Source organism: Bradyrhizobium sp. UFLA03-84 (genome assembly GCF_002289535.1).
Lineage (GTDB): Bacteria > Pseudomonadota > Alphaproteobacteria > Rhizobiales > Xanthobacteraceae > Bradyrhizobium > Bradyrhizobium viridifuturi.
The window spans coordinates 726,467-751,357 of sequence record NZ_NSJY01000017.1 but is presented as its reverse complement, the minus strand read 5'-3'; the positions used below and the strand labels follow the sequence as shown (position 1 = coordinate 751,357).

At 64.1% G+C, this 24,891-nt stretch carries 19 protein-coding genes and 1 pseudogene; 14 read left to right on the top strand and 6 right to left on the bottom strand.

Translation table 11 applies throughout. The features are described 5' to 3' along the window. Positions 1–116: 116 nt before the first annotated feature. Positions 117–893, bottom strand: a complete 777-nt coding sequence (locus CK489_RS36255; protein WP_050631737.1) for a Crp/Fnr family transcriptional regulator — start codon at positions 891–893, stop codon at positions 117–119. Positions 894–1,101: 208 nt separating this feature from the next. After that, positions 1,102–1,407: a gamma-butyrobetaine hydroxylase-like domain-containing protein gene (locus CK489_RS36250; protein WP_095735635.1), complete on the bottom strand. Its 306-nt coding sequence runs from the start codon at positions 1,405–1,407 to the stop codon at positions 1,102–1,104. 221 nt (positions 1,408–1,628) lie between these two features. Between CK489_RS36250 and CK489_RS36245 the strand changes: the two genes are divergently transcribed. From CK489_RS36245 to CK489_RS36205, 9 genes and pseudogenes are all read left to right on the top strand, one after another. Further along, positions 1,629–2,402: a ferredoxin--NADP reductase gene (locus CK489_RS36245; RefSeq protein WP_095735634.1), complete on the top strand. Its 774-nt coding sequence runs from the start codon at positions 1,629–1,631 to the stop codon at positions 2,400–2,402. 105 nt (positions 2,403–2,507) lie between these two features. Next, a complete protein-coding gene (locus CK489_RS36240; protein ID WP_095735763.1) occupies positions 2,508–4,250 on the top strand; it encodes a fumarate reductase/succinate dehydrogenase flavoprotein subunit in 1,743 nt (580 codons plus the stop codon). Between the two features lie 33 nt (positions 4,251–4,283). After that, complete coding sequence (locus tag CK489_RS36235; RefSeq protein WP_008141081.1) at positions 4,284–4,517, top strand: 4Fe-4S dicluster domain-containing protein; 234 nt, start codon at positions 4,284–4,286, stop codon at positions 4,515–4,517. A gap of 2 nt (positions 4,518–4,519) precedes the next feature. Beyond that, positions 4,520–5,497 (top strand): HEAT repeat domain-containing protein, encoded by a 978-nt coding sequence (locus tag CK489_RS36230; protein WP_198961116.1) that lies wholly within the window; start codon positions 4,520–4,522, stop codon positions 5,495–5,497. A gap of 1,338 nt (positions 5,498–6,835) precedes the next feature. After that, positions 6,836–7,099, top strand: a pseudogene (locus CK489_RS42450) (helix-turn-helix domain-containing protein); the annotation flags it as partial. A 240-nt stretch (positions 7,100–7,339) separates the two neighbouring features. Further along, positions 7,340–8,590, top strand: coding sequence for an acetyl-CoA C-acetyltransferase (locus tag CK489_RS36220; RefSeq protein WP_050628675.1), 1,251 nt, complete (start codon positions 7,340–7,342; stop codon positions 8,588–8,590). A gap of 18 nt (positions 8,591–8,608) precedes the next feature. Beyond that, positions 8,609–9,391, top strand: a complete 783-nt coding sequence (locus CK489_RS36215; protein WP_095735632.1) for an SDR family NAD(P)-dependent oxidoreductase — start codon at positions 8,609–8,611, stop codon at positions 9,389–9,391. A 26-nt stretch (positions 9,392–9,417) separates the two neighbouring features. Beyond that, a complete protein-coding gene (locus tag CK489_RS36210) occupies positions 9,418–10,185 on the top strand; it encodes a crotonase/enoyl-CoA hydratase family protein (RefSeq protein ID WP_095735631.1) in 768 nt (255 codons plus the stop codon). 122 nt (positions 10,186–10,307) lie between these two features. Then, positions 10,308–11,471: an acyl-CoA dehydrogenase family protein gene (locus CK489_RS36205; RefSeq protein WP_245350647.1), complete on the top strand. Its 1,164-nt coding sequence runs from the start codon at positions 10,308–10,310 to the stop codon at positions 11,469–11,471. 36 nt (positions 11,472–11,507) lie between these two features. Here the strand turns inward: CK489_RS36205 and CK489_RS36200 are convergent, their stop codons facing one another. Next, positions 11,508–12,185, bottom strand: coding sequence for a GntR family transcriptional regulator (locus tag CK489_RS36200; RefSeq protein ID WP_095735630.1), 678 nt, complete (start codon positions 12,183–12,185; stop codon positions 11,508–11,510). 120 nt (positions 12,186–12,305) lie between these two features. Here CK489_RS36200 and CK489_RS36195 point away from each other — a divergent pair, with 120 nt between their 5' ends. From CK489_RS36195 to CK489_RS36180, 4 genes are all read left to right on the top strand, one after another. Further along, positions 12,306–15,728 (top strand): molybdopterin-dependent oxidoreductase, encoded by a 3,423-nt coding sequence (locus tag CK489_RS36195; RefSeq protein ID WP_245350645.1) that lies wholly within the window; start codon positions 12,306–12,308, stop codon positions 15,726–15,728. Positions 15,729–15,779: 51 nt separating this feature from the next. After that, the gene (locus CK489_RS36190) at positions 15,780–17,234 is read left to right on the top strand and encodes a short-chain fatty acid transporter (RefSeq protein ID WP_050628671.1); all 1,455 of its coding nucleotides are present in this window, start codon (positions 15,780–15,782) and stop codon (positions 17,232–17,234) included. A gap of 367 nt (positions 17,235–17,601) precedes the next feature. Further along, positions 17,602–17,844, top strand: coding sequence for a hypothetical protein (locus tag CK489_RS36185; RefSeq protein ID WP_095735628.1), 243 nt, complete (start codon positions 17,602–17,604; stop codon positions 17,842–17,844). Between the two features lie 23 nt (positions 17,845–17,867). Then, positions 17,868–18,821 carry an aliphatic sulfonate ABC transporter substrate-binding protein gene (locus tag CK489_RS36180; RefSeq protein WP_095735627.1) on the top strand — a complete coding sequence of 318 codons (954 nt, stop codon included), beginning with the start codon at positions 17,868–17,870 and terminating at the stop codon, positions 18,819–18,821. A gap of 94 nt (positions 18,822–18,915) precedes the next feature. Here the strand turns inward: CK489_RS36180 and CK489_RS36175 are convergent, their stop codons facing one another. Beyond that, on the bottom strand, positions 18,916–19,404 hold the full coding sequence (locus tag CK489_RS36175; RefSeq protein ID WP_050628668.1) for a hypothetical protein: 489 nt from the start codon (positions 19,402–19,404) through the stop codon (positions 18,916–18,918). A 292-nt stretch (positions 19,405–19,696) separates the two neighbouring features. On the opposite strand from CK489_RS36175, the gene CK489_RS36170 reads away from it, so the two are divergent. Next, a complete protein-coding gene (locus CK489_RS36170) occupies positions 19,697–22,732 on the top strand; it encodes an ATP-binding protein (protein WP_095735626.1) in 3,036 nt (1,011 codons plus the stop codon). A 14-nt stretch (positions 22,733–22,746) separates the two neighbouring features. On the opposite strand, the gene CK489_RS36165 is transcribed toward CK489_RS36170, so the two are convergent. After that, positions 22,747–23,472, bottom strand: coding sequence for a formyltransferase family protein (locus CK489_RS36165; RefSeq protein WP_095735761.1), 726 nt, complete (start codon positions 23,470–23,472; stop codon positions 22,747–22,749). Positions 23,473–23,501: 29 nt separating this feature from the next. Beyond that, positions 23,502–24,860: a hypothetical protein gene (locus CK489_RS36160; protein WP_095735625.1), complete on the bottom strand. Its 1,359-nt coding sequence runs from the start codon at positions 24,858–24,860 to the stop codon at positions 23,502–23,504. Positions 24,861–24,891: the final 31 nt, after the last annotated feature.

The following is a 24,891-nucleotide window of genomic DNA, read 5'->3' as shown; positions in this document are numbered from 1 at the left end:
AATCCGGATTCATCGTCGCGGTCGATTAGTTGCCGGGAAATGCCGATTGCTTAGTACTTGTGCAGTTTTGCGGCCGAAAGCCGATTGCATGTGCATCGGCCTCAATCGGATGCCCTTTAGTCAGAGGCCTGGCCCCGCATCTCCTCCAGGATCTCGCGCCGGCAAACCACGATCTGAGAGCGTTTGGTGACCACAATTCCCTTCTCCTGCATGCGCTTCAGGCTGATCGTTACCCACTGCCGGGTCGCGCCGACCATGTGGGCGATGTCGGCATGGGTAAATGCCGCCGCAATCACGGTGCCGTCGGCGTCCTCCACGCCATAGAGATCGACCAGGTGCAGCAGCAGATGCGCCAGGCGCTGGGTGATCGAGCGCGTTCCCAGCATCTGGGCCAGCGCCGAATAGCATTTGCCCTTGAATGTGAGGCCCTCGATGAGGCCGATGGCGAGGTTCGGTATCTCGGCGGCCAGCGCGCGGAGCTCCTTTCCCGGAAGATGCACGACGCTGCAATTGCTGGATGCGACGCCGGACCATTGATGCACTGTGCCTTCGAACACTTCGGGCCCGCCGACGAAATTACCGACATGCCAATAGGCAAGGGTGATCTCGCGCCCGAGCGGCGAGGTATAGAAGACGCGGATGCGACCGCTTTCGATCAGCCAGATGCCGTCATGCTTGCCGCCCTGGCTGAACAGGGTCTGGCCGCGGTTCAGCACCTTGCGGCGGCCCTGCTTCAACACGAGTTCGCGCTCGCGCGGCGCCAGCTTGTCCATCAGCGGCGGCGGCCCGCCGATCCATTGCTGGTTCTCGGTGAGCAGCAGCGAGGAGCTGCCCGCGGGCCGGATTTTTGCGGGAATGGTTCCGCGAACCGCATTGGCCGCCTGCAGCAACATCGAGCCGCCTCCAGTGTTCAAACCGTTCTAAACAGGAGCAATGTCCGTGCCAGAGCGGGTTGGCAAGCCGGCGACGGGTGGTCGCCGAAGCTTGCGCCATCCCGGGATGGCACGCGGCGCGCCGGCCCGGAAAATTCATCATTGAGAACGGGGGGATTTATGGAACAGGGGCTCGCCGAACGGCCTCCGGGATAGAACGGGAGATCGGCTAGTGTCCCGCCAGGCTCAGCAGATAAATTTTTGGATAGATCCCGCGGTTATGCCCGTCGGAGAACGAGATGTTGAGCCCGTAGCCCAAATCGCCGATCTCGGTGATCGCGATGCCGGGAAACCGCTCGGGGAAGCGGCCATCGAAGCGGGCGCGGGTGCAATGCGCGCATTTGCAGGAGAGCCGGAGCTGTTCGGCGCCGAGCCTGACCTCATCGTCGCGCGCGGTGCGCACGACGAGCGTCGCAAGATCGGCGCTGACCTCGTAGCCAGTCACTGTCGGTGCCACCAATGCGGTAATGGTCATGGCTACTCTCCACCGTCCTTCCTGACACCGATGCGGCGACCGCGATAGCAACTAATTGCCGGATCAGTCTCGAGGTCGCGCGTCTAGAAGGGACGCTGCCTGTTCGCCGGTCATCGATCGCCAAATGTGAAACTAATCGACCGAGAACGGCGCTTCGTCGTTGCGGGACGCGTCGCTCTCCGAAACCTTGCGCGGCATCGAGCACGCAAGGAGAGAGCACATTGAGCGCTTTTCAGAAGGAGACGGTCATCTCGGTCAAGCACTGGACCGAATCCCTGTTCAGCTTCACCGCAACCCGCGATCCGGGCTTTCGCTTCCAGAACGGCCAGTTCGCGATGATCGGGCTCGAGATCGACGGCCGGCCCCTGATGCGGGCCTACAGCCTGGCCAGCGCCAATCACGAGGAGGCGCTCGAGTTCTTCAGCATCAAGGTGCCCGACGGTCCGTTGACCTCGCGGCTGCAGAAGATCCGGGAGGGCGACATCATCCTGGTGGGCCGCAAGGCGACCGGCACTTTGATCACCGGCAACCTCCTCCCCGGCAAGCGGCTCCTGCTGCTGTCGACCGGCACCGGGCTCGCGCCGTTCGCGAGCCTGATTAAGGATCCCGAAGTCTACGAGAGCTATGACAGCATCGTGCTCGGGCATGGCTGCCGCCAGGTTTCGGAGCTGGCCTATGGCGAGCACCTCATCGCGAGCCTGCGCGACCACGAATTCCTCGGCGATCTGATGCGGGACAAGCTGGTCTACTATCCGACCGTCACCCGCGAGCCGTTCAGGAACCGCGGCCGTATCACCGATCTGATCGCCTCGAACCAGCTGTTCGACGACATCGGGCAGCCGGCGCTCGACGTTGAGACCGACCGTATCATGCTCTGCGGCAGTCCGGCGATGCTCGAAGAGCTCCACGCGATGTTCACCGCACGCGGCTTTGCCGAGGGCAATCACAGCAGGCCCGGCCACTTCGTGATCGAGAAGGCCTTTGTCGAGCGCTAACAGCGGAAATTGTCCGCCGGCGACAACTAATTGCTATCGCCGCTTGATCGTCTGAACAAATCTCATGCAGAGGCGCCGGTCGCGCCGATGAACCAGGAGCAAGCGATGGCGCTAGATCAGATCGTAGACGGACTTTCGGAGGTTTCCTGCGATGTGCTGGTGATCGGCGGTGGCACGGCCGGCCCGATGGCGGCGCTCAAGGCGAAGCTCAGGAATCCGAAAGCCGACGTCGTGCTGCTCGAGAAGGCCAACGTCAAGCGCTCCGGCGCGATCTCGATGGGCATGGACGGGCTCAACAACGCCGTCATTCCCGGGTACGCAACGCCCGAGCAGTACACCAAGGAAATCACCATCGCCAACGACGGAATCGTCGATCAGAAGGCGGTCTATAAATACGCCCAAAACTGCTACAAGATCGTCGAGGAGCTCGACAGCTTCGGAATCCGGTTCCTGAAGAACGAGAACGGCGACTTCGCCGTCAAGAAGGTGCACCATATCGGCACCTATGTCCTGCCGATGCCGAACGGCGACACCGTGAAGAAGGCGCTGTATCGCCAGCTTCGCCGCGCCCGCATCCTGATCTCGAACCGCTACATGGCGACACGGTTGCTGAAATCCGGCGATGGTCGCGTCGCGGGCGCGATCAGCGTCAACACCCGCACCGCCGAGATATTGGTGATCAAGGCCAAGGCCGTGATCCTGTGCATGGGCGCGGCCGGACGGCTCGGACTTCCGACCTCGGGTTACATGTTCGGCACCTACGAGAACGCCGCAAATTCGGGTGACGGCTACGCGATGGCCTATCATGCCGGCGCGGCGCTCGCGAACCTGGAATGCTATCAGATCAATCCGCTGATCAAGGACTATAACGGCCCGGCCTGTGCCTATGTCGCCGGTCCGTTCGGCGCCTTCACCGCCAACAACGAGGGCTCGCGCTTCATCGAGTGCGATTACTGGTCGGGCCAGATGATGCTCGAGTTCTACAATGAGTTGCTTTCGGGCAAGGGCCCGGTGTTCCTCCAGCTCAAGCATCTTCACGAGAAGACGATAGAGGAGATCGAATCGACCTTGCACAAGGTTGAGCGGCCGACGCGCGGCTTGTTCCAGCAGGGGCGAGGGGTCGACTATCGGCAGGAATCGATCGAGATGCACATCTCCGAGATCGGCCTCTGCTCCGGCCACAGCGCCTCCGGCGTCTTCGTCGACGATAATGCGCGCACGACGGTGCCAGGCCTTTACGCTGCTGGCGACATGGCCAGCGTGCCGCACAACTACATGCTGGGCGCCTTCACCAACGGTTCGGTCGCCGGCACCGATGCGATGGAATTCGCCGACAGCCACGATTTCGCTGATTTCGACGCCGCGGACGTCGCCCTGGAGCGTGAGCGCGTGCTGGCACCGACCACGCGCGAGGACGGTATTCCGCCGAACCAGATTGAATACAAGACGCGCCGCCTAGTGAACGACTATCTGCAGCCGCCGAAGGTCACGCGCAAATACGAACTTGGCATGCGTCGGCTCGCTGAGGTCCGCGAGGACATGACGCAGCGAATGATCGCGCGCAACGCGCATGAGCTGCTCCGCGCGCTCGAAGTGCAGTCGATCATGGATTGCGCCGACATGGCAGCGCACGCCTCGCTGTTCCGCGAGGAGAGCCGTTGGGGCCTTTACCACTGGCGAACGGATTTCCCGGAGAAGGACAACGAGAACTGGTTCTGCCACACGCTGCTGTCCAATCAGGATGGTCGGATGACGAGTGCGAAGCGCGCCGTGGAGCCCTACATCGTGCCGATCGCGGACGATGAGAAGGATCTCTACGACAAGCAGCGCGTCCGCGCCAGCGTGTGATCAGACCGACCACATACAACAGGAGATTGGACGATGCCACTCGCTTCCTATCAGACGTCGGTTCCCGTGGTGGTCGACGACGCCAAATGCATCGCGGATAAGGGCTGCACGGTGTGCGTCGACGTCTGTCCGCTGGACGTTCTGCGCATCAGCGACATGACCGGCAAGGCTTACATGGCGTATGACGAGTGCTGGTACTGCATGCCCTGCGAGGCGGATTGCCCGACTGGCGCTGTGACCGTCAATATTCCCTATCTGTTGAGGTGAGCATGTCGAGCCCGTTCGAATCCTACGACGATCTCGAGGACGCCGACGAGCGGCTGCAGGCGGCGGACCCTGCGGAACGTCGCGTCGCCATCATTGCACTTGGCCATTCGGGGGACCCGGCCGCGGTCGGCCATCTTGCCAGGATGGTGTTAGATCCTGATGCCGGCGTGCGGCAGCAGGTCGCGATGGCGCTCGGGGAGTTCGACGGGCCGGAGGCGGCGGATGCGCTGGCAGGATTGCTGATCGACCCCGAGAGCATCGTCGCGGCGGCCGCGGCGGACAGCATGGCCGAGTTCAAAGACCCGGCCTGTGCGGATGTCATCCTGCCGCTGGTCAACCATGCCCACGCCTTCGTCCGCATGGGGGCGTTGCGGGCGCTGAAGGAATTGCGCCGCAAGGACACATTGAAGCCGGCGCTCGAGGCTCTGCGGGACAAGGACGCGGCGGTGCGCGTGCAGGCGATCGGAGTCATCGGCTTCCTCAAGCTCGAGGAATCGATTCCTGCCCTGACGGCGCTAATCCACGATCCCGACGCGCATGTGCGCCGCGCCGCGGTGAGCGCGCTGGCGTTTTCGCAGATGAAACCGGCGGCGGAAACCATCAGGCGTGCGCTCCAGGACGACGACTGGATGGTGCGCGAGATGGCGGCCGAAACGCTGGGGCTCAACGTCAATGGTGCGTTGGCGGCCGATCAATTGGTCGCGTTGCTCGCGGACGAGTTCTGGCAGGTGCGGCTCAAGGCCGTTCGCAGCCTCGGGAAGATGAAGATCGAGCGGGCCGTGCGCCCGATCGGGAATTGCGTCAATCACGTGCAGGCGAATTTGCGCAAGGAAGCGGCCGCCGCGTTGGGTGAGATCGCTCATCCCGACGGCGCAGCATTCTTGGCGATCATTGCGGACGACCAGGATCCCGACGTACGAAAGAACGCGCGCTGGGCCCTGCAACAAATCGCGGCGAAAACGTCGAAGGCGAAATCGTAGATCAGAGAGCTCGTTCCGCGAATTGGTCGGATCGTCGCGAACCCGACGACGGCCACGTTCACAAGCAAAACCCATTGCCGTGGGGCGGCACAGGGCCAACGTTGTCCGCCAATGCGAACGCACTCCGGAGCATGCGCGTCCGCAGTCCGGAGCTATGGCTACTTCGACGAGCCGGCGCGTTTGGCTTGTCCGACGTACTCCCTCTTTATTCTGAACCGCTGTGTAACCTATTGATCCAATTGGGGATGAAAACGGCGCGAAATTCAGAATAGTTACGAATATATCTGAGAGTGCTGCCTGATTTTGATTCCGCCATTCTCGCATTCGCTCAAGCCAAACGTCGGCTCCGAAATCAAGATCTTGCGGTTGGTTTCGGTGTCCATTTGGAAGTCTCGCAGTTGGAAAGCGCCGCTTGGCCGGCGTCCTGGCGGGGGCTCAAGAAACTGGCCTAATGCGGAGGATTAGATAAAATAGCGTAGGTTGGATTGGTGTGGGGAAAGGCGATAGCGCTCCAGTGACTTGAATCCCCGACGCCTCCCCGACTGCTCTTCCGAACGGGAGCCGGCGCGTCGTACTCGCGAGTCGAAACCCAGCATTCCGACAATTGGAAAAGCTCTCGTGCCTTCAATGCAGTTCCATCCCCTTATTTGTCGGAATAGGTACTGATCCTTCTTGCATATCATGCGTCACTTAATCAGCGGTCCCAGGTTCGAGCCCTGGTGCGCCCACCACCAAGCTTTTCAATAGCTTAGGTTCGCCCTCGTATCGGCCACGCCGGCCGGCAGTCGTGTCGCGTCGGACCATCGACTGCCCAGGTTCGCTTCTCAAGACATCTGCTGATCTCTCACCGCATCCGTTTCGTCGCGCCGCGTCCGGCGATTGCCGTGCCGAGCGGTGATGCTGGCGGCGTGTTCCGTTCGCGCACGGTTTGAAATTCGCGGTAGCGCGGCGCCGACCACTGCTTCTGCTACATTGGCCGGAACGATTTGAGCGGGGTGCGATGCGCGCGGGGCGCCCTGCGGCAACCGCAGTTGACAGGGCGAGGCGCTCACTTTAATCACCTGACTAATTAATCAATTAATTAAGGTCTGAAACCCTAGGGAAAGAATCCGCCTGATGCCGGCCGGCCATCGATACCAGAAGCTGCTCGCCCCGCGGTCGCGGCTTCACCAGGCTGGAAGACCAGGCGCCTGCGGTCAGATCCTTTCTGCAGATCCGCTCGCGCGAGCGCCGCGTGGCGCTGCACGCGCGACAGCGACCTCGCGGATCGGCGTGTCCTGCCCGAACCAGGGCGGGCTTCATTCACCCGTACGCAAAATGAGGAGTGAGGCGTAAACGATGGGACGTCGATCTGAGGTACTGATGGCGCAAGAGACCGCCGGCACGGACAACCGGCGCGTGATCCAAGTGGTGTCGCGCGCATTCGACATCGTGCGTTGCTTCGAAGGCCGGAGCATTCGCCTGGGCAATCGCGAGATCGCCGATCGCTGCGGTCTTCCGCGATCGACGGTCTCCCGTCTCACGCTGACGCTCACCCAGATCGGCCAACTGATCTACCTGCCGCAAGAGCAGAAATATGCTCTCGGGCCGCACGCCGCCGCGCCCGGCGCTCCGTTGTTTGCGGAAGGAGGCGACAAGCCCGCCTGTGCCGACGAGCGCGAACTCCGCACGGTGCCGCGCTTCGAATATTTCGAAGATCAGCGCAACTCGATTGCCGAGCCGCTTTCGGTGACGCCGCACCGCTGACGACCCATCTCATTCCGAAGCAGCACGCGCGCCGGAACGGCCGGGACGTCGGCACCAGCCAATTTGAGCGAAACATCTGAAACGAAGGGGAAACGCATGCCTGAAGCATACATCATCGACGCCGTCCGCACGCCGCGCGGCATCGGCAAGCCGGGCAAGGGCGCGCTGTCGCACCTGCATCCGCAGCATCTGGCGGCCACCGTGCTCGCCGCGCTCAAGGAGCGCAACAAGCTCGATACGTCGACCGTCGACGACATCATCTGGTCGACGTCGACCCAGGAAGGCAAGCAGGGCGGCGATCTCGGCCGCATGTCGGCGCTCGCGGCCGGCTATGACATCAATGCCAGCGGCACGACGCTGGATCGCTTTTGCGGCGGCGGCATCACTTCGGTGAACCTCGCGGCAGCCTCGGTGATGTCGGGGATGGAAGATTGCGTCATCGCGGGCGGCACCGAGATGATGAGCTATCAGCAGACCCTCGCAGCCGAGCGCTCCAAGGCGGGCCAGCCGGCGCGGATGATGGGTTCGGGCAATCCGGCGCTTGACGAGATTCACCCGCAGTCGCACCAGGGCGTGTGCGGCGACGCCATCGCGACGCGCGAGGGCATCAGCCGCGAGGCCTGCGATGCCCTAGCACTGACGAGCCAGCAGCGCGCCAAGCGGGCAATCGACGAGGGCCGCTTCGCCAAGTCGGTGATCCCCGTGCTCAACGACGACGGCAGCGTCGCGCTCGGTCGTGAGGAGTTTCCGCGCCCCGAAACCACCGCCGAAGGCCTGGCTTCGCTGAAGCCGAGCTTCGAGCAGCTTGCCGATTTCGATCTCGGCAACGGCACGACCTTCAAGAAGCAGATCCAGCGCCGTTACCCGGGCCTCGAGTGGAAGGGCGTGCATCATGCCGGCAACAGCTCCGGCGTTGTGGACGGCGCCGCCGCGGTGCTGATCACGTCGAAGGAATATGCCGAGAAGCACGGCCTCAAGCCGCGCGGCCGCATCGTGGCCTATGCCAACCAGGGTGATGATCCGACGCTGATGCTCAACGCGCCGGTTCCGGCGGCCAAGAAGGTGCTCGCCAAGGCCGGACTGACCAAGAACGACATCGACGTCTGGGAGATCAACGAGGCGTTCGCGGTCGTCGCCGAGAAGTTCATCCGTGACCTCGATCTCAATCGCGAGAAGGTCAACATCAATGGCGGCTCGATCGCGCTCGGCCACCCGATCGGTGCGACCGGATCGATCCTGATCGGCACCGCGCTCGACGAGCTCGAGCGCAGCGGCGGACGTTATGGTCTGGTCACCATGTGCGCCGCCGGCGGCATGGCGCCCGCCATCATCATCGAACGCCTCTGATCGCGAAAGGATAACGCAATGAAACTCGATTCATCGGTCGCCGCCGTCGTCACCGGCGGCGCGTCGGGCCTCGGTGCGGCCACCTCGCGCGCGCTCGCCGTGCAGGGCGTGAAGGTCGCGATCTTCGACTTCAACGAAGAGAAGGGTGAAGCCATCGCCAAGGAAATCGGCGGTGTGTTCTGCAAGGTCGACGTCACCTCCGACGAGCAGGTCGATGCGGGCTTCGCCAAGGCCCGCGCGGCACATGGCCAGGAGCGCATCCTGGTGAACTGCGCCGGCACCGGCAACGCGGTGAAGACCGCGGGCCGCGACAAGAAGACTGGCGAGCCCACGCACTTCCCGATCGATGCCTTCAATCGCATCATCCAGATCAACCTCGTCGGCACTTTCCGCTGCATCGCCAAGTCGGCGCAGGGCATGCTGTCGCTGGCTCCGCTGGAGCACGGTGAGCGCGGCGCGGTCGTGAATACGGCGTCGGTCGCAGCCGAGGACGGCCAGATGGGGCAGGCGGCTTATTCGGCTTCGAAGGCCGGCGTGGTCGGCATGACCTTGCCGATCGCGCGTGACCTGATGGCCGAGGGCATCCGCGTCAACACCATCCTGCCGGGCATCTTCAACACCCCGCTGCTGCAGGGCGCCCCGGAGAACGTCAAGGCCGCGCTCAGCGCGTCGGTGCCGTTCCCGAAGCGTCTCGGCATGCCGGAGGAATACGCGCATCTGGCGCTGACCATGATCACCAACGGCTACTTCAATGGTGAAGACGTCCGTCTCGACGGCGCGATCCGCATGGCTCCCCGTTAAGCGCACGGCAACAGGAGACAAAAGCGATGTCCGAAGAAACGCCGGTCCTCACTGAAGTCCGCGGACCGATCCTGATCATCACGCTGAACCGGCCGGAGGCCAAGAACGCCGCCAATCTCGCCCTCTCCAAGGGCGTGGCTGCGGCGATCGACCGGCTCGATTCCGACGATGCGCTCAGCGTCGGCATCATCACCGGCGCCGGCGGCACGTTCTGCTCGGGCATGGACCTCAAGGGGTTCCTGAAAGGCGAGCGGCCGTCGATCCCCGGCCGCGGCTTCGCCGGCCTCACCGAGGCGCCGCCGAAGAAGCCGTTGATCGCGGCGGTCGACGGCTACGCGCTCGCCGGCGGGATGGAGATCGCGCTGTCCTGCGACATGATCGTCGCCAACCGCAACGCCAAGTTCGGGATCCCCGAGGTGAAGCGCGGGTTGGCCGCGGCAGCCGGCGGGCTGATCCGCATGCCGCGCCAGATGCCGTTCCGCGTGGCGATGGAATTCGCGTTGACGGGCGAGTTCTTCGGCGCCGAGCGCGCCTATGAGCTCGGCATCATCAACCGCGTCACCGACGGCCCGGCGCTGGACGCCGCGCTCGCGCTTGCAGCTGCGATCGGCGCCAATGGCCCGCTCGCCGTGAAGGCTTCCAAGCAGGTGATCGTCGAATCCCGGCTCTGGCCCGAAGACCAGATGTGGAAGAAGCAGCAGGAGATCGTCGGTCCGGTCTTCGTGTCCGAGGATGCCCGCGAGGGCGCCGCTGCCTTCGCAGAAAAACGCGCGCCGAACTGGAAGGGCAAGTAAGGCCGCGATTGTTCGAAAACGGAGCGCCGGTTTTGATTGCAGAACCGGCGCTCCGATTTTTTTGTGAGTGCCGCGCCGCACGCCGGCGGGTTTCCGCGCTGCTTGAGAGCGCTATTGGGTGAATGATGCGCAGCTTTACCGAAGACCAGGTCATTTTCCGCGATTCCTACCGCAAGTTTCTCGCCAGCGAGATCGCGCCCCATATGGAGGAGTGGCGAGAGGCCGGCATCGTCGATCGCAATGCGTTCAAGAAGGCCGGCGACCTCGGCTTCCTGATGATCTGGCCCGAGGAAAAATACGGCGGCATGGGCGACGAGGATTTCCGCTATGAGCAGATCATCATCGAGGAGACCGCGCGCTCGGGCTGCAAGGGCTGGTTCAACACGCTGCACAGCCGCCTGGTCGGATCCTACTTCAAGCGCTTCGGCACCGAGGAGCAGCGCGATCGCTTCCTGCCCAAATGCGTCAGCGGCGAGACCATCCTGGCCATCGCGATGACCGAGCCCGGCGCGGGCTCGGACCTTGCGGGGATGCGGACGACGGCAGAGGACAAGGGCGATCATTTCCTGCTCAATGGCTCGAAGACCTATATCTCCAACGGCATCAATTCAGACGTGGTGATCGTGGCGGCGAAGCTCGCGGGCGCCGAGAAGAAGCACGCCATGGTGCTGCTGATCGTCGAGCGCGGCATGGAAGGTTTTGAGCGCGGCCGCAATCTCAAGAAGATGGGCATGCCGGCGCAGGACACCGCCGAGCTGTTCTTCAACAATGTGAAGGTGCCCAAGGCCAATGTGCTGGGCGAGCCGGGCAGGGGCTTTTACTATCTCATGGAAGGCCTTGCCGAAGAGCGGCTGATCTCCGCGGTCGGATCGATCGCCAATGCCCGCAAGGCATTCGACATCACGCGCACTTACGTGATGGACCGCAAGCTGTTCGGCCGGCCGCTCGCCGAGCAGCAGAACACCCAGTTCCGCATGGCGGAGATGGATGCCGAAATCGATCTCGTGCAGGTCTATGTCGATCACTGCGTCGCCGAGCACAATGCCGGACGCCTGACCAGCAACATGGGCGCCAAGGCCAAGATGATGTCGTCGGAAGTCGAGTGGAAGATGCTCGACCTCGGCGTGCAGCTGCACGGCGGCGCCGGCTATATGGATGAATATCCGATCAGCCGGATGTTCACCGATGCGCGCGTCAACCGGATCCTGGCCGGAAGCTCCGAAGTGATGCGACTGATCATCGGCCGTGACGTCTTCTCGGAGCACTACAAGAGCATTCTGGACTAGCCGCTCACCGCGGCTAGCCGTCTATCTTGCTCCGCGTCAGCCGCGCGCCTGCCGCAGCGGCTCGCGCGCGTGTTCCTTCGAGCGCATCAACGCATCGACGAAGATTGGCTCCCAGGAGCGGATATGGCTGCGCAGCAGCGTCGGCAGCGCCTCGTTCTCACCGGCGAGCGCGAGTTCGATCAGCCGGTAGTGCTCGGGCACGGAAGCCTGCTGGCGTTCGAGGCCGGCGCGCGAGCTGATGCCGTAGAGCCGCATCTTGTCGCGAAGGCCCATCACCATCTCGGTCAGGAGCTCGTTGCCGGCGGCGGCGATGAACTCGCGATGATAGGCGCGGTCGGCTTCCAGATAGAGCTGGATGTCGTCGGTCTCGACAGCCCTGGCGATCTCATCGGCCCAGCGACGCACGGCAGGCAGATCTTTTGGCGGATTGGCGGCGACCAGCACCGCGGCGTGCAACTCCAGCACCTCGCGCATATCGAACAGATTGCGTAGCTCGGTCAGCGACGGCTCCACCACCTTGAAGCCGCGGTTGCGCATCGGCTCGACGAGACCGCCGCGGCTGAGCTCGAGCAGCGCTTCGCGCACCGGCGTCGAGGAGACGCCGAGGCTCGTGGCGAGGCTCGGCACCGAATACATCGTGCCGGGCAGGCTCTGCCCGGAAATGATCTCGGCGCGCACCCGCTGCAGCACCTGTTCGCGCAAATTCTGGTCCATGGGTGGTCGCAGCCGCCTTCTCGCCGGGAACTCCGATTCGTCCCTGATTATTACTTAGTCTTGACGGGACCGGTAGCGTATGACGTAAATGTGTAACGCGCTACAAAAATGCGTCACAAGGTGACTGAGGGTAAAACGGCGGTGAAACAGCGGCTACCCGGCTATTGCACGCTTTGTCGTTCGCGTTGCGGCGCCGTCACCGTCGTCGAGGACGGACGCATTGTCGGTGTGGAGGTATTAAATAACCATCCGACCGGAGGTGCGCTGTGCGCCAAGGGGCGCGCGGCTCCGGAAATCGTGGCCAGCCCGCGCCGGTTGACTGTCCCCCTGAAGCGGACCCGCCCGCGCGCCGCCGCCGATCCCGGCTGGGTCGAGGTGTCGTGGGACGAGGCCCTGACCGAGATAGCCGACCGGCTCGGCAGGATCCGCGCCGAGAGCGGCGCCGAGGCGGTGGCGTTCGGCGTCACCACGCCGAGCGGCACTCCGATGGTCGACAGCTTTGAATGGGTCGAGCGCTTCATCCGCGGCTTCGGCAGTCCGAACCTGATCTACGCGGTCGAGATCTGCGGCTGGCACAAGGACTTTGCGCACGCGCTGACCTTCGGTCGCGGCATCGGCTTTCCCGACTACGACAACGCGGATGCGATCGTGCTGTGGGGCCACAACCCCGCGCGCACCTGGCTCGCCCAAGCGACGCGGATTGCTGACGCGCGGCGGCGCGGTGCCAAGGTTGTGGTGGTCGATCCCAAGCCGAACGGCTCCGGTCAGCAAGCCGATCTATGGCTGCGCATTCGCCCAGGCGCCGATGGCTCGCTTGCGATGGGCGCAATCCGTCATCTCATTGCGACCGGCAGCTTTGACGCTGACTTCGTCGACGCATGGACCAACGGATCGCTGCTGGTCGATCGCGCCACCGGCCGCTTCCTGCGCGCCGATGCGTTATGGCCGGATGGCGCGGCGGACGCTTTCGTTCGCCTTGATGCGTCTGGCTCGCCGGTGCCTTGCGATACGCGCTACGCGCCGGAGGGCTGCGGCCGGCTGCGAGGCACGCTGTCGATCCCTGCCCGCGACGGTCGGACGATCTCGGCGGCAACCGCGTTCGAGTTGCTCGTCGAGCGCGCCGCGCCTTACACGCCGGCGCGTGTGGCGGAACAGACCTGGCTACCCATCGCGGACATCGAGGCGTTCAACACGTTGCTCGCTGCGCGGCCGCGGCTCGCCTATCACTCCTGGACCGGCGTCGGGCAGCACACTAACGCCACCGCGATCGAGCGCGCGATCGCGTCGCTCTACGCGTTGACTGGCGCCTGCGATCGGCCTGGCGGCAATCGCTGGCCGGTGCCGCCGCCGACGCGTCCGCTCAACGACTACAACATCCTGCCGCCGGAGCAGCAGGCCAAGGCGCTCGGCATCGCCGAACTGCCGCTCGGGCCGCCCGCAAAGGGCTGGATCACGGCGCGCGATTTCAGCCGGGCCGTGCTCGAAGGCGAACCCTACCGGGTCCGCGCATTGGTGGCGTTCGGCACCAACTTCGTGGTCTCGCAGGGCGATTCCGAGCGCAACAAGGCCGCGCTGAACGCGCTGGAATTCCAGGTTCATGTCGACATGTTCATGAACCCGACCGCGGAGAGCGCCGATTTCGTGCTCCCGGCCAGCACGCCGTGGGAGCGCGATGCGCTCAAGATCGGGTTCGAGATCACGCAAGCGGCGGTCGAGACCGTGCAGTTTCGCCCACGCATGGTCGAACCGGTCGGTGCGGTGAAAGCCGATTACGAGATCGCCGCCGCGCTCGCGCTCAAGCTCGGCATGGGCGAGTTGTTCTTCGGCGGCGACATCGAGGCCGGCTGGAATTATCAGCTGGCACCGCTCGGCGTCGGCGTCGAGGATCTGCGGGGTCATCCCGAAGGACGGCGCTTCCCGCAGGTCTTCCGCGACGAGAAATACGCCGTCACGCGCGAGGACGGCACGGCGGCGGGCTTTGCGACGCCGACGCGCCGCGTCGAGATCTATTCGGAGCTGATGCTGGGACACGGGTATGATCCGTTGCCCGATCATGTCGAACCGGTCGGCAGCCCGCTCACGACGGCCGCGGACGAACGCTTTCCGCTCGTGCTGTCCACCGCCAAGAGCGGCTGGTTCATTCACTCGTCCTGGCGCCATGTCGCCTCGCTGCGGCGGAAGTCGCCCGACCCGGCCGTCGAGATCAGTCCGCAACTTGCCGCGCGGCGGGGGCTCGTCGAAGGCGACTGGGCCGTGGTGGAAACACAGGGCGGTGCCGTACGCCTGAAGGTGCGGCTCAACGCGGCGCTCGATGCGCGGGTCGTCGTTGCCGAATTCGGCTGGTGGGAAGACTGTCCGCCGCTCGGCCGCGATCGCTCGGCTGCGGCAGGCGCCCTCACTCGCAACATCAATGCGGTGCTGCGCGACGACGCGCGCGATCCGGTCAGCGGCTCCGTCCCGCTGCGCGCGATCGTCTGCGATATCCGGCGTGACAGCGTGGCCAGTCGCGGCGTCTGGAGCGGCCGGCGGCGGTTCGTGGTCGGCGAGCGCCGGGCGGAGGCCGACAATGTCATAGCCCTCAACTTGCTGCCGCTTGACGGTGGTCCGCTGCCCGACTTCCTGCCGGGACAGCACGTGATGACGGCGTCGCCCGGTGCATCCGAAGCGCGGGCCTATTCGTTGACCGGATCTGGCGATCTGCCGCAGGCGCTGTCGATCGCGGTGAAGGGACGTTTCTTCGACGAAGCCAAGGCCGCCGACGCGCCATTCTTCATGCCGGATCGGCTGCATGGGCTCGCCGTCGGAGATGAGGTTCTGCTGGAGCCGCCGGGCGGCATCTTCACCCCACCCCTGAAAGGACCGCGGCCGCTGGTCTTCCTCGCGGCCGGCATCGGGATCACGCCGTTCATCAGCCATCTCGAGACGCTGCAACGCGTTGCGCCACAGGATCGCGTCGCCGAAGTCCTGCTGCTCCATGGCTGCCGCAGCAGCCGCGAGCATCCGTTCGCGCAGCGGCTTGCGGAGCTGGAAGCCGCCACGCCGGAGCTGACGCGCGTGACATTCTACTCGGTGCCGTTCGCGCAGGATCAGATCGGCTCGCATACGTTGCGCAAGGGGCGGATCGATCTCGAACAGGTCAAGCCGCTGCTGGCGCGCCGTCCGCTGGTCTACATCTGCGGCTCGCCGGATTTTGTTGCAGCGCAGATCGAGGCCGCAGCGGCGCTCGGTATCCCGCGCTTTGACATCTTTGCCGAGAGCTTCGTGTCGCCGCCGGCGGTGCCGGACAACCTTGCGCCGCGCACCATCAGGCTGATCGGCAGCAAGCAGAGTTTTTCATGGGCACCCGAGCAAGGGACGCTGCTCGACGCGGCGAGTGCGGCGGGTGTCGCGCTGCCGAGCGGCTGCCGTGTCGGGCAGTGCGAAAGCTGCGCGGTCGAGGTCGTCGACGGGGAGTTCACTCATCTCGGGCCTGTCGATGCAAGCGATGGCCGATGCCTCGCCTGCCAGGCCGTGCCGCTCACCGACCTCACGCTCGCACTTTGATGACCAAACACCATTGAACGCCAACCGCATCACCGGAGGGGGACCAGATTGATGACGAATGCAACGCACGACCAGACCATGAGCCTGCGAAAACCTGTAGCGGACAACATCGTGGCGCGGTTTTCGCAAGCCCTGGTGGCGTTCGCAGAGCGCTGGTTTCCGGATGCGTATGTCTTCGTCCTGATCGCCGTGATTGCGGTTGCCGGGGGGGCGATCCTGCATGGCGGTTCGCCGCTCGCCGTCAGCCGCGCATTCGGCGACGGGTTCTGGAATCTGATTCCCTTCACGATGCAGATGGCGCTGGTTGCGATCGGCGGCTACGTCGTGGCGATGTCGCCGCCGGTCGCTGCCGTGCTGGCGCGGCTCGCGAGCGTGCCGAAGACCGGGCGCGGCGCGGTGGTCTTCGTCGGGATGCTGAGCATCTTTCTGTCGCTGCTGAACTGGGGCCTGAGCCTGATTTTCTCCGGCCTGCTGGTGCGGGAGATCGCGCGGCGCACGGATATCCGGCTCGATTATCGGGCAGCCGGCGCGGCCGGCTATCTCGGACTCGGTTGCGGTTTCACCCTCGGCATCACGTCGTCTGCCGCGCAGCTGCAGGCCAATGCCGGCAGCATTCCGGCGTCGCTTCTGCCGATCACCGGCGTGATCGGCTTCTCGGAAACCATTCTGACCTGGCAGAACATGGTCACGGTCGTGATGGTGAGCGTCGTATCGGCAGCGATCTGCTATTTCACGACACCGGCGCCGGAGCAGGCAAAGACGGCCGAAGATCTCGGCGTTGCGCTCGGCGATGACCGCATCGAAGCCAGGAAGCCGGCGCGTCCGGGCGATTGGCTCGAGTTCAGTCCGCTGCTGACGATCCTGATCGCGCTGCTTGCCGCCGGCTGGCTGTGGCAGACCTTCCAGTCGGGCAACCCGTTGATCACGCTGTCGGGGCTCAACACTTACAATTTCGTCTTCCTCATTCTCGGCATCGTGCTGCACTGGCGACCGCGCAGCCTGATCGAGTCCTTTTCCAAGGCGATGCCGAGCGTCTCCGGCGTGCTGCTGCAGTTTCCGTTCTATGCCGGCATTGCGCAGATTCTGACCAAGGTGCCGAACAGCAGCGGTACCACGCTGTCGGACACGATTGCGCACTGGTTCGTCGGCGCCTCCAGCAATTCCACTGTGTTCTCGTTCCTGGTCGGCATCTATTCGGCACTGCTCGGCTTCTTCGTGCCGTCGGCCGGCGGCAAGTGGATCATCGAGGCGCCCTACATCATGAAGGCGGCCAACGACATCGGCGCGCATCTCGGCTGGACGGTCATGGTCTACAACATCGCCGAGACGCTGCCGAACTTCATCAACCCGTTCTGGATGCTGCCGCTGCTCGGTATCCTCGGCCTGAAGTCGAAGGATCTGATCGGCTACACGTCGGTGCAGTTCTTCATTCACTTCCCGATCGTGATGCTGCTGGCCGCGATCCTGATGGCAACCTTCACCTATCACCCGCCGATCCTGCCTTGAGCGATCATGGCCGGGCACCAGGTCACGCGGCGCCCGGCCAGCGGCCGCCAATTCAGCAGCCGCCGCCGTCATCACCAAATCTGTGCTGGTTTTCCAGGCCGTCGCGAATGAGGTATCGCGCTGGACGGTCATCTTTGGACTGCCATTTCATTGACCGCTGCGCGGTTCGGCTGGATATTGATCCGCGATATCCGTGTTGAAGGTCACCGCAATGAGACATAATCCCCGCAGGCTGATGTGCGATATGCGACGCCGCATGCAGCATCGCTGCGTCTCGGCGGCGACCGGTGTCTGTTGTTGATCGCTTCGAAAATCCAGAGCATCCGACAATCAGACAGGAGCGCCGTCATTCGGCGCGTGAGCACGCATGTCCCAAGCCCAAACGTCCCAAGCACAAGCCCAGGCCTACGTCATCGAGGTCTCGGATCGAACCGCAGGTATCGTTGTCAGCGATAGCCGCGGCTTCTGCTTCTTCTCCTCGGACCGCGCCTTTGACGGTCTCGACGGCGGCTATTTCGGCTCCGCGCGCGCCGCGGAGCGCGCGGTGAGGGCGCACTTGCAGCGTCGCCCGGTGCGCGGTCAGCCATCATCAAATGCACGCAGTATCTGAAGGCAACCTTTGAAGGGATTGTTATGACGACCAGACGCACCATCCTTGCGGCCGCACTGGCGCTATCAGCGTTCGTGGCCGCGCCGGCTCGCGCCGAAGACAAGCCGGCCGAGATCCGCATCGGTACACAGAAGGGCGGCTTGTTCCCGGCCGTCCGCCAGCGTCATACCGTCGAGGACGCATTCAAGCCGCTCGGCATCGAAGTCAAGTGGATCGACTTCCAGTTCGGGCCGCCGCTGCTCGAGGCGATCAATGTCGGCAGTGTCGATTTTGGTTTCGTCGGCGATACGCCGCCGATCTTCGCGCAGGCCGGTGCAGCCGAGATCGAGTACGTCGCAGCGGTGACGTCTGACGGCAGCAACCAGGCGATCATCGTGCCGGCCGACTCCCCGATCCGAACGCTCGCCGACCTCAAGGGCAAGCGCGTTGCATTCGGAAAGGGTTCGAGCGCGCACAACCTGCTGGTCGCGGCGCTCGACAAGGCCGGCCTCGGCTGGGCCGACATCACGCCGACACCGCTGGTGCCGGCGGATGCAACTGTCGCCTTCTCCAGGGGCATCGTTGACGCGTGGTCGATCTGGGATCCCTATCTGGCGCTCGCGGAGATCAAGGACAAGGTGCGCGTCATTGCCTTCGACAAGGACGTGCACAAGCCAAACGCGTTCTACATCGCGGGATCGGACTTCGTTGCGAAGTATCCCGCCATCGTTGCCAAGCTCAACGCGATCTTCGCGGCCGAAGGTAAATGGGCCGCCGATCACCGTGAGGAGGTGGCCCGCGCGCAGGCTGAGGCGACCGGGGTCGACATCGAGGCCATCAGGCGCTTCGTCGCGCGCTCGAACTACCAGGTGGTGCCGGTCGATGCGGAGGTTGTCAGGAGCCAGCAGGCGATTGCCGATCGCTTCAAGGCAATCGGGCTGATTCCGAAGCCGATCAACGTATCCGATATCGTCTGGAAATGGACGCCCGGCTCGTGAACGTCCTTCGGGCATTTGCGAGCGCGGGCCTCGTTTGCGACGGTCGTCGCTCGGGCTCGATACCCGAGCGAGCGACGGGCGGCACGTGCCGAAATCAGGCCGGGCAGACCATCGTCAGCAGCAGAAGCGTCGGCGGTTGACCGTCGCCGTTTGCATGTTCCCAGACCAGCAAGATGTCGTGCCGATCGGCGTTCGGCGCGTTCTTGTCCTTCTCCTTGACGTCGATCTTGATCGGGATCGGCGGTTCGGAGTTGAAGCATTTGCGGACGCTGGCATCGAGCAGGGCGCACTTCGTCAGCGGCACGACGCCGGCTTGGTCCTTGGAGAGGGGGGCGGTGCTTGCCTGAGTGGCGAGGTCCAGACGTGCCTTGCCCATCTCCCGCTGCCACCGCTTGCCGCTGCCGCCCGGCCATTGGTCCCGGGGCGACAGGATCGGCTGGTATTGGCCATATTCCAGCGTCTCAATGTCGATATGATCCGACGCCTTAAGTATAGCGACGCTCTTGATCATGTTCTGCAAAGGATAGTAGTGCGCGTTGATATGGTCTTTAAATTGTTGATTATTGAATACTCTTCCGCCCATAGGATTTCCCTTTCATTGCAACTTTGAATTGCTCTGGCTATACGTAAGTTATGCAACGCTGGTACGTCGATCGAATAGGTCATGCGGCTCAAGTTGTGCCGTCCGATTTCTCTCGCGCCCCGACCTACCACTCAAGACTGTATCCCGTCTAGTTCGACAACCTCTCGGGTTGGCGCGGATGCAGGTGGATTGCACGTCCGGATTGATAAGCAGGTCGCGATGGGTAATCTCTACCCTAGGCTGCTCACCGGGGGGAGCCGGCGATATCGCAGTAGCCTTTGAGAGCAGGGGAATGCTTTGCTTTGCATGCCAGTCGACAATCGGAGCGGACGACAATTGGTGCGCCAAATGCGGTGCTGCTGTAGCTAAGCGCGCAGACCCCGATAGCGAACAACGATTTGTGACGATTCTTCGCGCCGACGTGGTCGACTCGACGGGGCTCGTCGCGGATTTGGACCCGGAAGAGGCGGTCTCGCGCCTGGAGCCAGCCCTGATCGCGATGCGAGGAGCCGTGCGCCAGTTCGGCGGCATTGTCAGCAAGGAGCTGGGTGATGGGCTCGCCGCGGTATTTGGAGCGCCGATCGCCGACGACAACCACGCGCCGCTGGCCTGCCATGCGGCGATCGAACTGGTTCGACGAGTGGCAGGTTTGGGCGATCCGGGGCTGCAGGTCCGGGTCGGGCTCCATTCGGGGCGCGTGGTGGCCTACATGGTCGCCAGCGAGTACTCCAAGGTTTACGAGATCGGTGGGGCGGCGCAGCATCTTGCGGCACGGCTTGAAGCGGTCGCCGAGCCGAACCAGATCTACGCGTCCGAAGCCTGTCAGAACCTAGCCGAAGGCAACGTCCAGTTTGAATATCTGGGACGGAAGCAGCTCAAGGGATTCAGTGAGCTCGTACCGATATACCGCGTCGCCGGTGCGACTGACGTCTCCAGCTGGCGGGTCCGCAGGGCACGAAGCGTTGCGCGGTTCGTCAACCGGTTGAAGGAAACGGCGCTGCTCAGGCAGTTGGCGCACGGCGCTGACCCTGACCGGCAAACGGCGCTCTTGATCGGCGATCCCGGCATCGGGAAATCGCGGCTGGTGCATGAGTTCGTTGACCAGCTCACCCGGGAGGGCTGGCTTCCCATCCACGCCGAATGCAGCCCGAATCTTCAAGGCGCGCCGTTCAGCACGCTCAAGGCGCTGGTGCTCTCGATCCTGGAGGGAACCGCGGCCGACATGGACAGCTTGACGAAACTCACAGCGATTCAGCGTTCAGCCATCAATGCGGTGCTTGACCGCCCGATCTCGGATCCGGAATGGGCCGAGTTGGAGCCCCATGCGCGCGGTCGCGCGATCAGCGAGGCATGCTGTGCGATCCTCGAAGGCCTTGTCGTTAGCCGGCGCGCGGTGATTCTCATCGAGGATCTGCACTGGATCGATCGCGCCAGCGAGACCGTGATGGCCGCGCTCACCTCGCTGAAGGCGCCCGGCCTTCTGGTGCTGCTGACCAGCCGGCCCAATGGAATTCCCGATTGGGTCGCGCGCAGTAATGCTGAAATCACTGTATTGCGTTCGCTCGATGAGGATGCTGGACGCGAGATGTTGGACGACATCCTGGGCTCGTCGGCGAACATGGCTGATCTGAAGAACCGCGTCGTTCTTCATACCGCCAGCGTACCGCTATTCATTGAGGAGGTTTGTCGCAGCCTCAAGGACAGCGGAATCCTCCGGGGCCATTGGGGCGAACTGGCGCTCGTACGCCCGGTTGGTGATCTGGGAATTCCGAGCAGCATCCAGGGCGTCATCGCCACACGTCTGGATCGCATATCGAAGGAGGAGCGCGCGCTGTTGCAGATTGCGGCGGCGTTGGGACCGTCTTCGACGGAATCCATGCTGCGTGAGGTGTCCGGCCTGCCGCAAGAGGCCTTTCAGCGTTGCCTGACGGCGCTTGATCGCGTCGAGTTTCTCGTGAGGATCGATGTCGAGCAGGACGGCTTGCTCGAATTCCCGCACGAGATGGTTCGCCAGGTGACCTACGACTCGATGGTCGAGAAGCTGCGAGAGGGCGTCCATGCGCGGATTCTTGCGACGCTGGAAGGCAATGGCAGTTCGTACGATGAACCCAGCAAGCTCTGCTTTCACGCGATGCGGGCGAAGGATTGGCAAAAGGCGTTCACTTACGGCAGAACTGCCGCGCGGAAGAGCCTGGCACGATCGGCATTTGCCGACGCAACCAACTACTTCGAGATCGCAATGGCCGCGCTCGACAAGACGCCGTTCGCTCGCTCGCGCGAGGCGGACGCGATCGACCTTCGCATCGAGGCGCGCACGGCGTTCATGAGCGCCGGCAAGGTCGCCGAATGGTTCGACCTCGGAAGGGACGCAGAGGGACGCGCCAACGTAGTCGACGATATCGGGCGGAAGGTCGCGGCGATGGCGGTCAGGTCGGGAGCCCAAAACTTCTACGGCACGCCGATCGAAGCCATCGAAACCGGCGAGGAGGTTGCTCGTCTGGCCGGTGAATGGGGCAATCCCGGTTGGCTCAACCTGGCTCAATATAGCCTTGGCCAAGCCTACTTCATCGCCGGCCGGTTTCGCGAAGCCGAGCAGATGCTGGGACAGGCGTGCCTCCGCCTTTCCGGGCCGGATGCCAGCGCGCCGCCCGGGACGACGCCGAGAACTCTGCTGTTGCTGAGTTGCATGATGAAGAGCGTAACCCACACTACACTTGGAGAGATCGACACCGGCATCGAATTTCACCAGCGCGCCGCGGCGATCGCCAATGAGAGCAATCGGCCATTTGATCGCGTTGCTGCGGGATATAGCGGCGGCTTCCTGATGCTCGGGCAGGGCAACCCCGGCGGAGCGGCTGACATCCTGGAGGAGGCTTTCGCGCTCGGGCAGAAGTATGGAATTCGGCTCTTCGTGCCAGTTGTCACATGTCATCTCGGCATCGCGTATCTGGAGCAGGGGCGTCTCGATCAAGCGCGGCTGACGCTTGTTGAAGCCCGGGAAGAAGCCAGATCGGTTGGCTACACCTCGATTGTGCTGCGAACCTCGATCTACCTGGCGCTCGCTGTCAGCCGGCTCGGCGATACACGGGCCGCGCTGAACATGCTGCGAGAGGCGCGCAACACCGCGCGGCAGCAGGGCTTTTCCGGTCTGGAAGCCGAGGCGCTTTTCAGCGAAGCGACGATATCGCCTGCCACGAACGCGGACGAGACGAATGCGGTTCTCAACCAGGTGCGCGCGGCGATCACGATTGCATCCGATAGTGGCGCGAAGCCGCTGCTGCAGCGGGCGGAAGCGCTTCTGAACGGAATGCTCGCCGATTCCCGGTGAAGCGTCTTGCGCCGCTAGGAGGCAGCTGCAAGGGGCGGCGAGACCACCTGCGGCGCCTCGGGCGTCTGCGTGGCGGTCGTCGCCAGCTCGAAGCGGATGCCGTGCACGGAGACGGTCAGCGGGATCGCGCGGAAGTCGTCGTGGAAGGCGCGGATCCGGCGGGCCAGCTCGACCGGGCTGATGCCGGCGGGCAGCTCGCACATGTCACGGTACATCTGCCGGGTGCTCTTGATGCCGCACCAGGCGATCTCCAGCTCCTGCAGCGGCGAGGGATCACGGGCGAGCTCGCGCGACATCCGCCAGAACAGATGGGCCAGCCGCACATAGGCGATCTGCTCGAGCCCGCGCACGCTGATCTTGTCGGGGATGATGAAGGACTCGACCCCGACGATGGGACCGGAATCGACCCGCGCAGCCATCACATGGGCCGTCGCACCGAACGTGCGCGCGCCGTCATAGAGCGCGAAATGCGCCGGCGCCCAGCCGGGATATTGCGGCGGGCCGGGGTGGAAATTGTAGGCGCCATGTCCAAGCGCCGCCAGGATGCTCTCAGGCACGATAACGCTGGTGGTGAAGGCGAGCAGCCGGGCCTCGCGAAGCACCTCGGGCTCGATCGCCGCAAGCTCCTCGCCCGTTACCGCGCAGCGAAACGACAGCGCCGGATTGTGCGCCTTCAACAGCTCGGTGAGTGCGAATTGCTGGCTGGCGACGCCGGTGAGAAGGATGATGGTCTTCATGATGTCGATGTCCTTCTCTTGCTCTTGTGCCGCTAGCCGCGCTGCCCGGCCATGACGACGACGCTGCCGGCATCGCGGGATTGGCCCACGGTGCGGAACAGGTCGGCCGGCAAGGTCTGCCACGGCGCAATCTCGATGATCCGGTTGTTCGCGCTGGTGGCTGCCGATTTCGCCGCGCGGATATCGTCCTGCCACGGACAGAGCGCGAGCTCGAGCCGGCCGAACCCGCCGCAATCGGCGGCGAATGCCCCGGTGACGGCCTCGATGCTGGCCGCCATCTCGCGTGCGTCGCTGGTCGCGATATCGCGCATGATCACGGTGATCGCGTCATTCGAGGCCGCCTGCGACCTGACCACGATCATGGCGTCGCGGCCGCCGCTGCGGCTGGCGCGCCGGGCGGGGCGCATTGCGACGCCGAACTCGGCGTCGGGCCCGAGATCGCCGTTGTCGGTGGGCAGGTTGTGAACGATCGTCGTATGGCGAGGCGTGCCGGCGTCCTCCGCAGGGGCATGGTACGAGCGCGGCAGCCAGACGGTGTCGAGCGCCGTCTGCGATGACGTCAGGCTCCAGGCCTGGTCGAGCAGGTAGCCCTCCCAGACCGCGGGATAGGCGGTCGCGATGTGATGCCAGCTGCGCAGCAGCGCTTCGGCGGCCGAGGAACGGCCGACATACAGAGTGCGCGCCGACATCTCCCACCGGTTCCATTTGTGGATCGCGATGTCGCAATCGAGGAATGACGGCAGCAGCGGCGGCTCGCTGAGCGTTGCATCGGCCTCGATGAACAGGAGCGGCTCGCGGTGCTCTTCCCACATCCGCAGCATGAAGCCCGACTTGTCGGATGGACGCATGTGCTCGCCGTCGGCGGTGTCGATCGGCACGATGTCGCAGGCAATCTCGAATTCAGCCAGCTTCTCCCGGAGCGCGCGAGCATGGTCATCGCCGCAAGCGCGGGGATAGCAGGAGACCACGCGCAGCGCCGCGTCGGATCGCGAGCCCTCCGCCGGCGCGATCGGCCGCCAGTTGAGACCGCCCCACCACATCTCGTGCGGGCCGTCGAAGCTCGGTCCGATCGTCCCGAAGTCGGTGAGCTTGGACTTCAGGAAATCGAACGCGGGATTCTCGCCGAACGGGACGACGACCGCGCAATCGGTGCGGAGCGACCGGTAAAGCAATTCGGCGGCGGGGCCGCTCGGCGGCTCAGTGAGGATGATGACGCCATGGTCGCGCCCTGGCACGGAACCGGCCCGATGGACGGTCGCGCCTCCGAGCCGATCGGACAGCCAGGCGAGCCGGCGGCGCTGCGCAGCGCTCATCCGGATGCCGTTCTCCGCCAGCAATTGATCAAAATTCGTTTGCAAGCCGTCCGCTTGCACCGTCTCAGCCGAAGTCATGCCCGCGCTACCCCTCGTTAACCTTCTACGG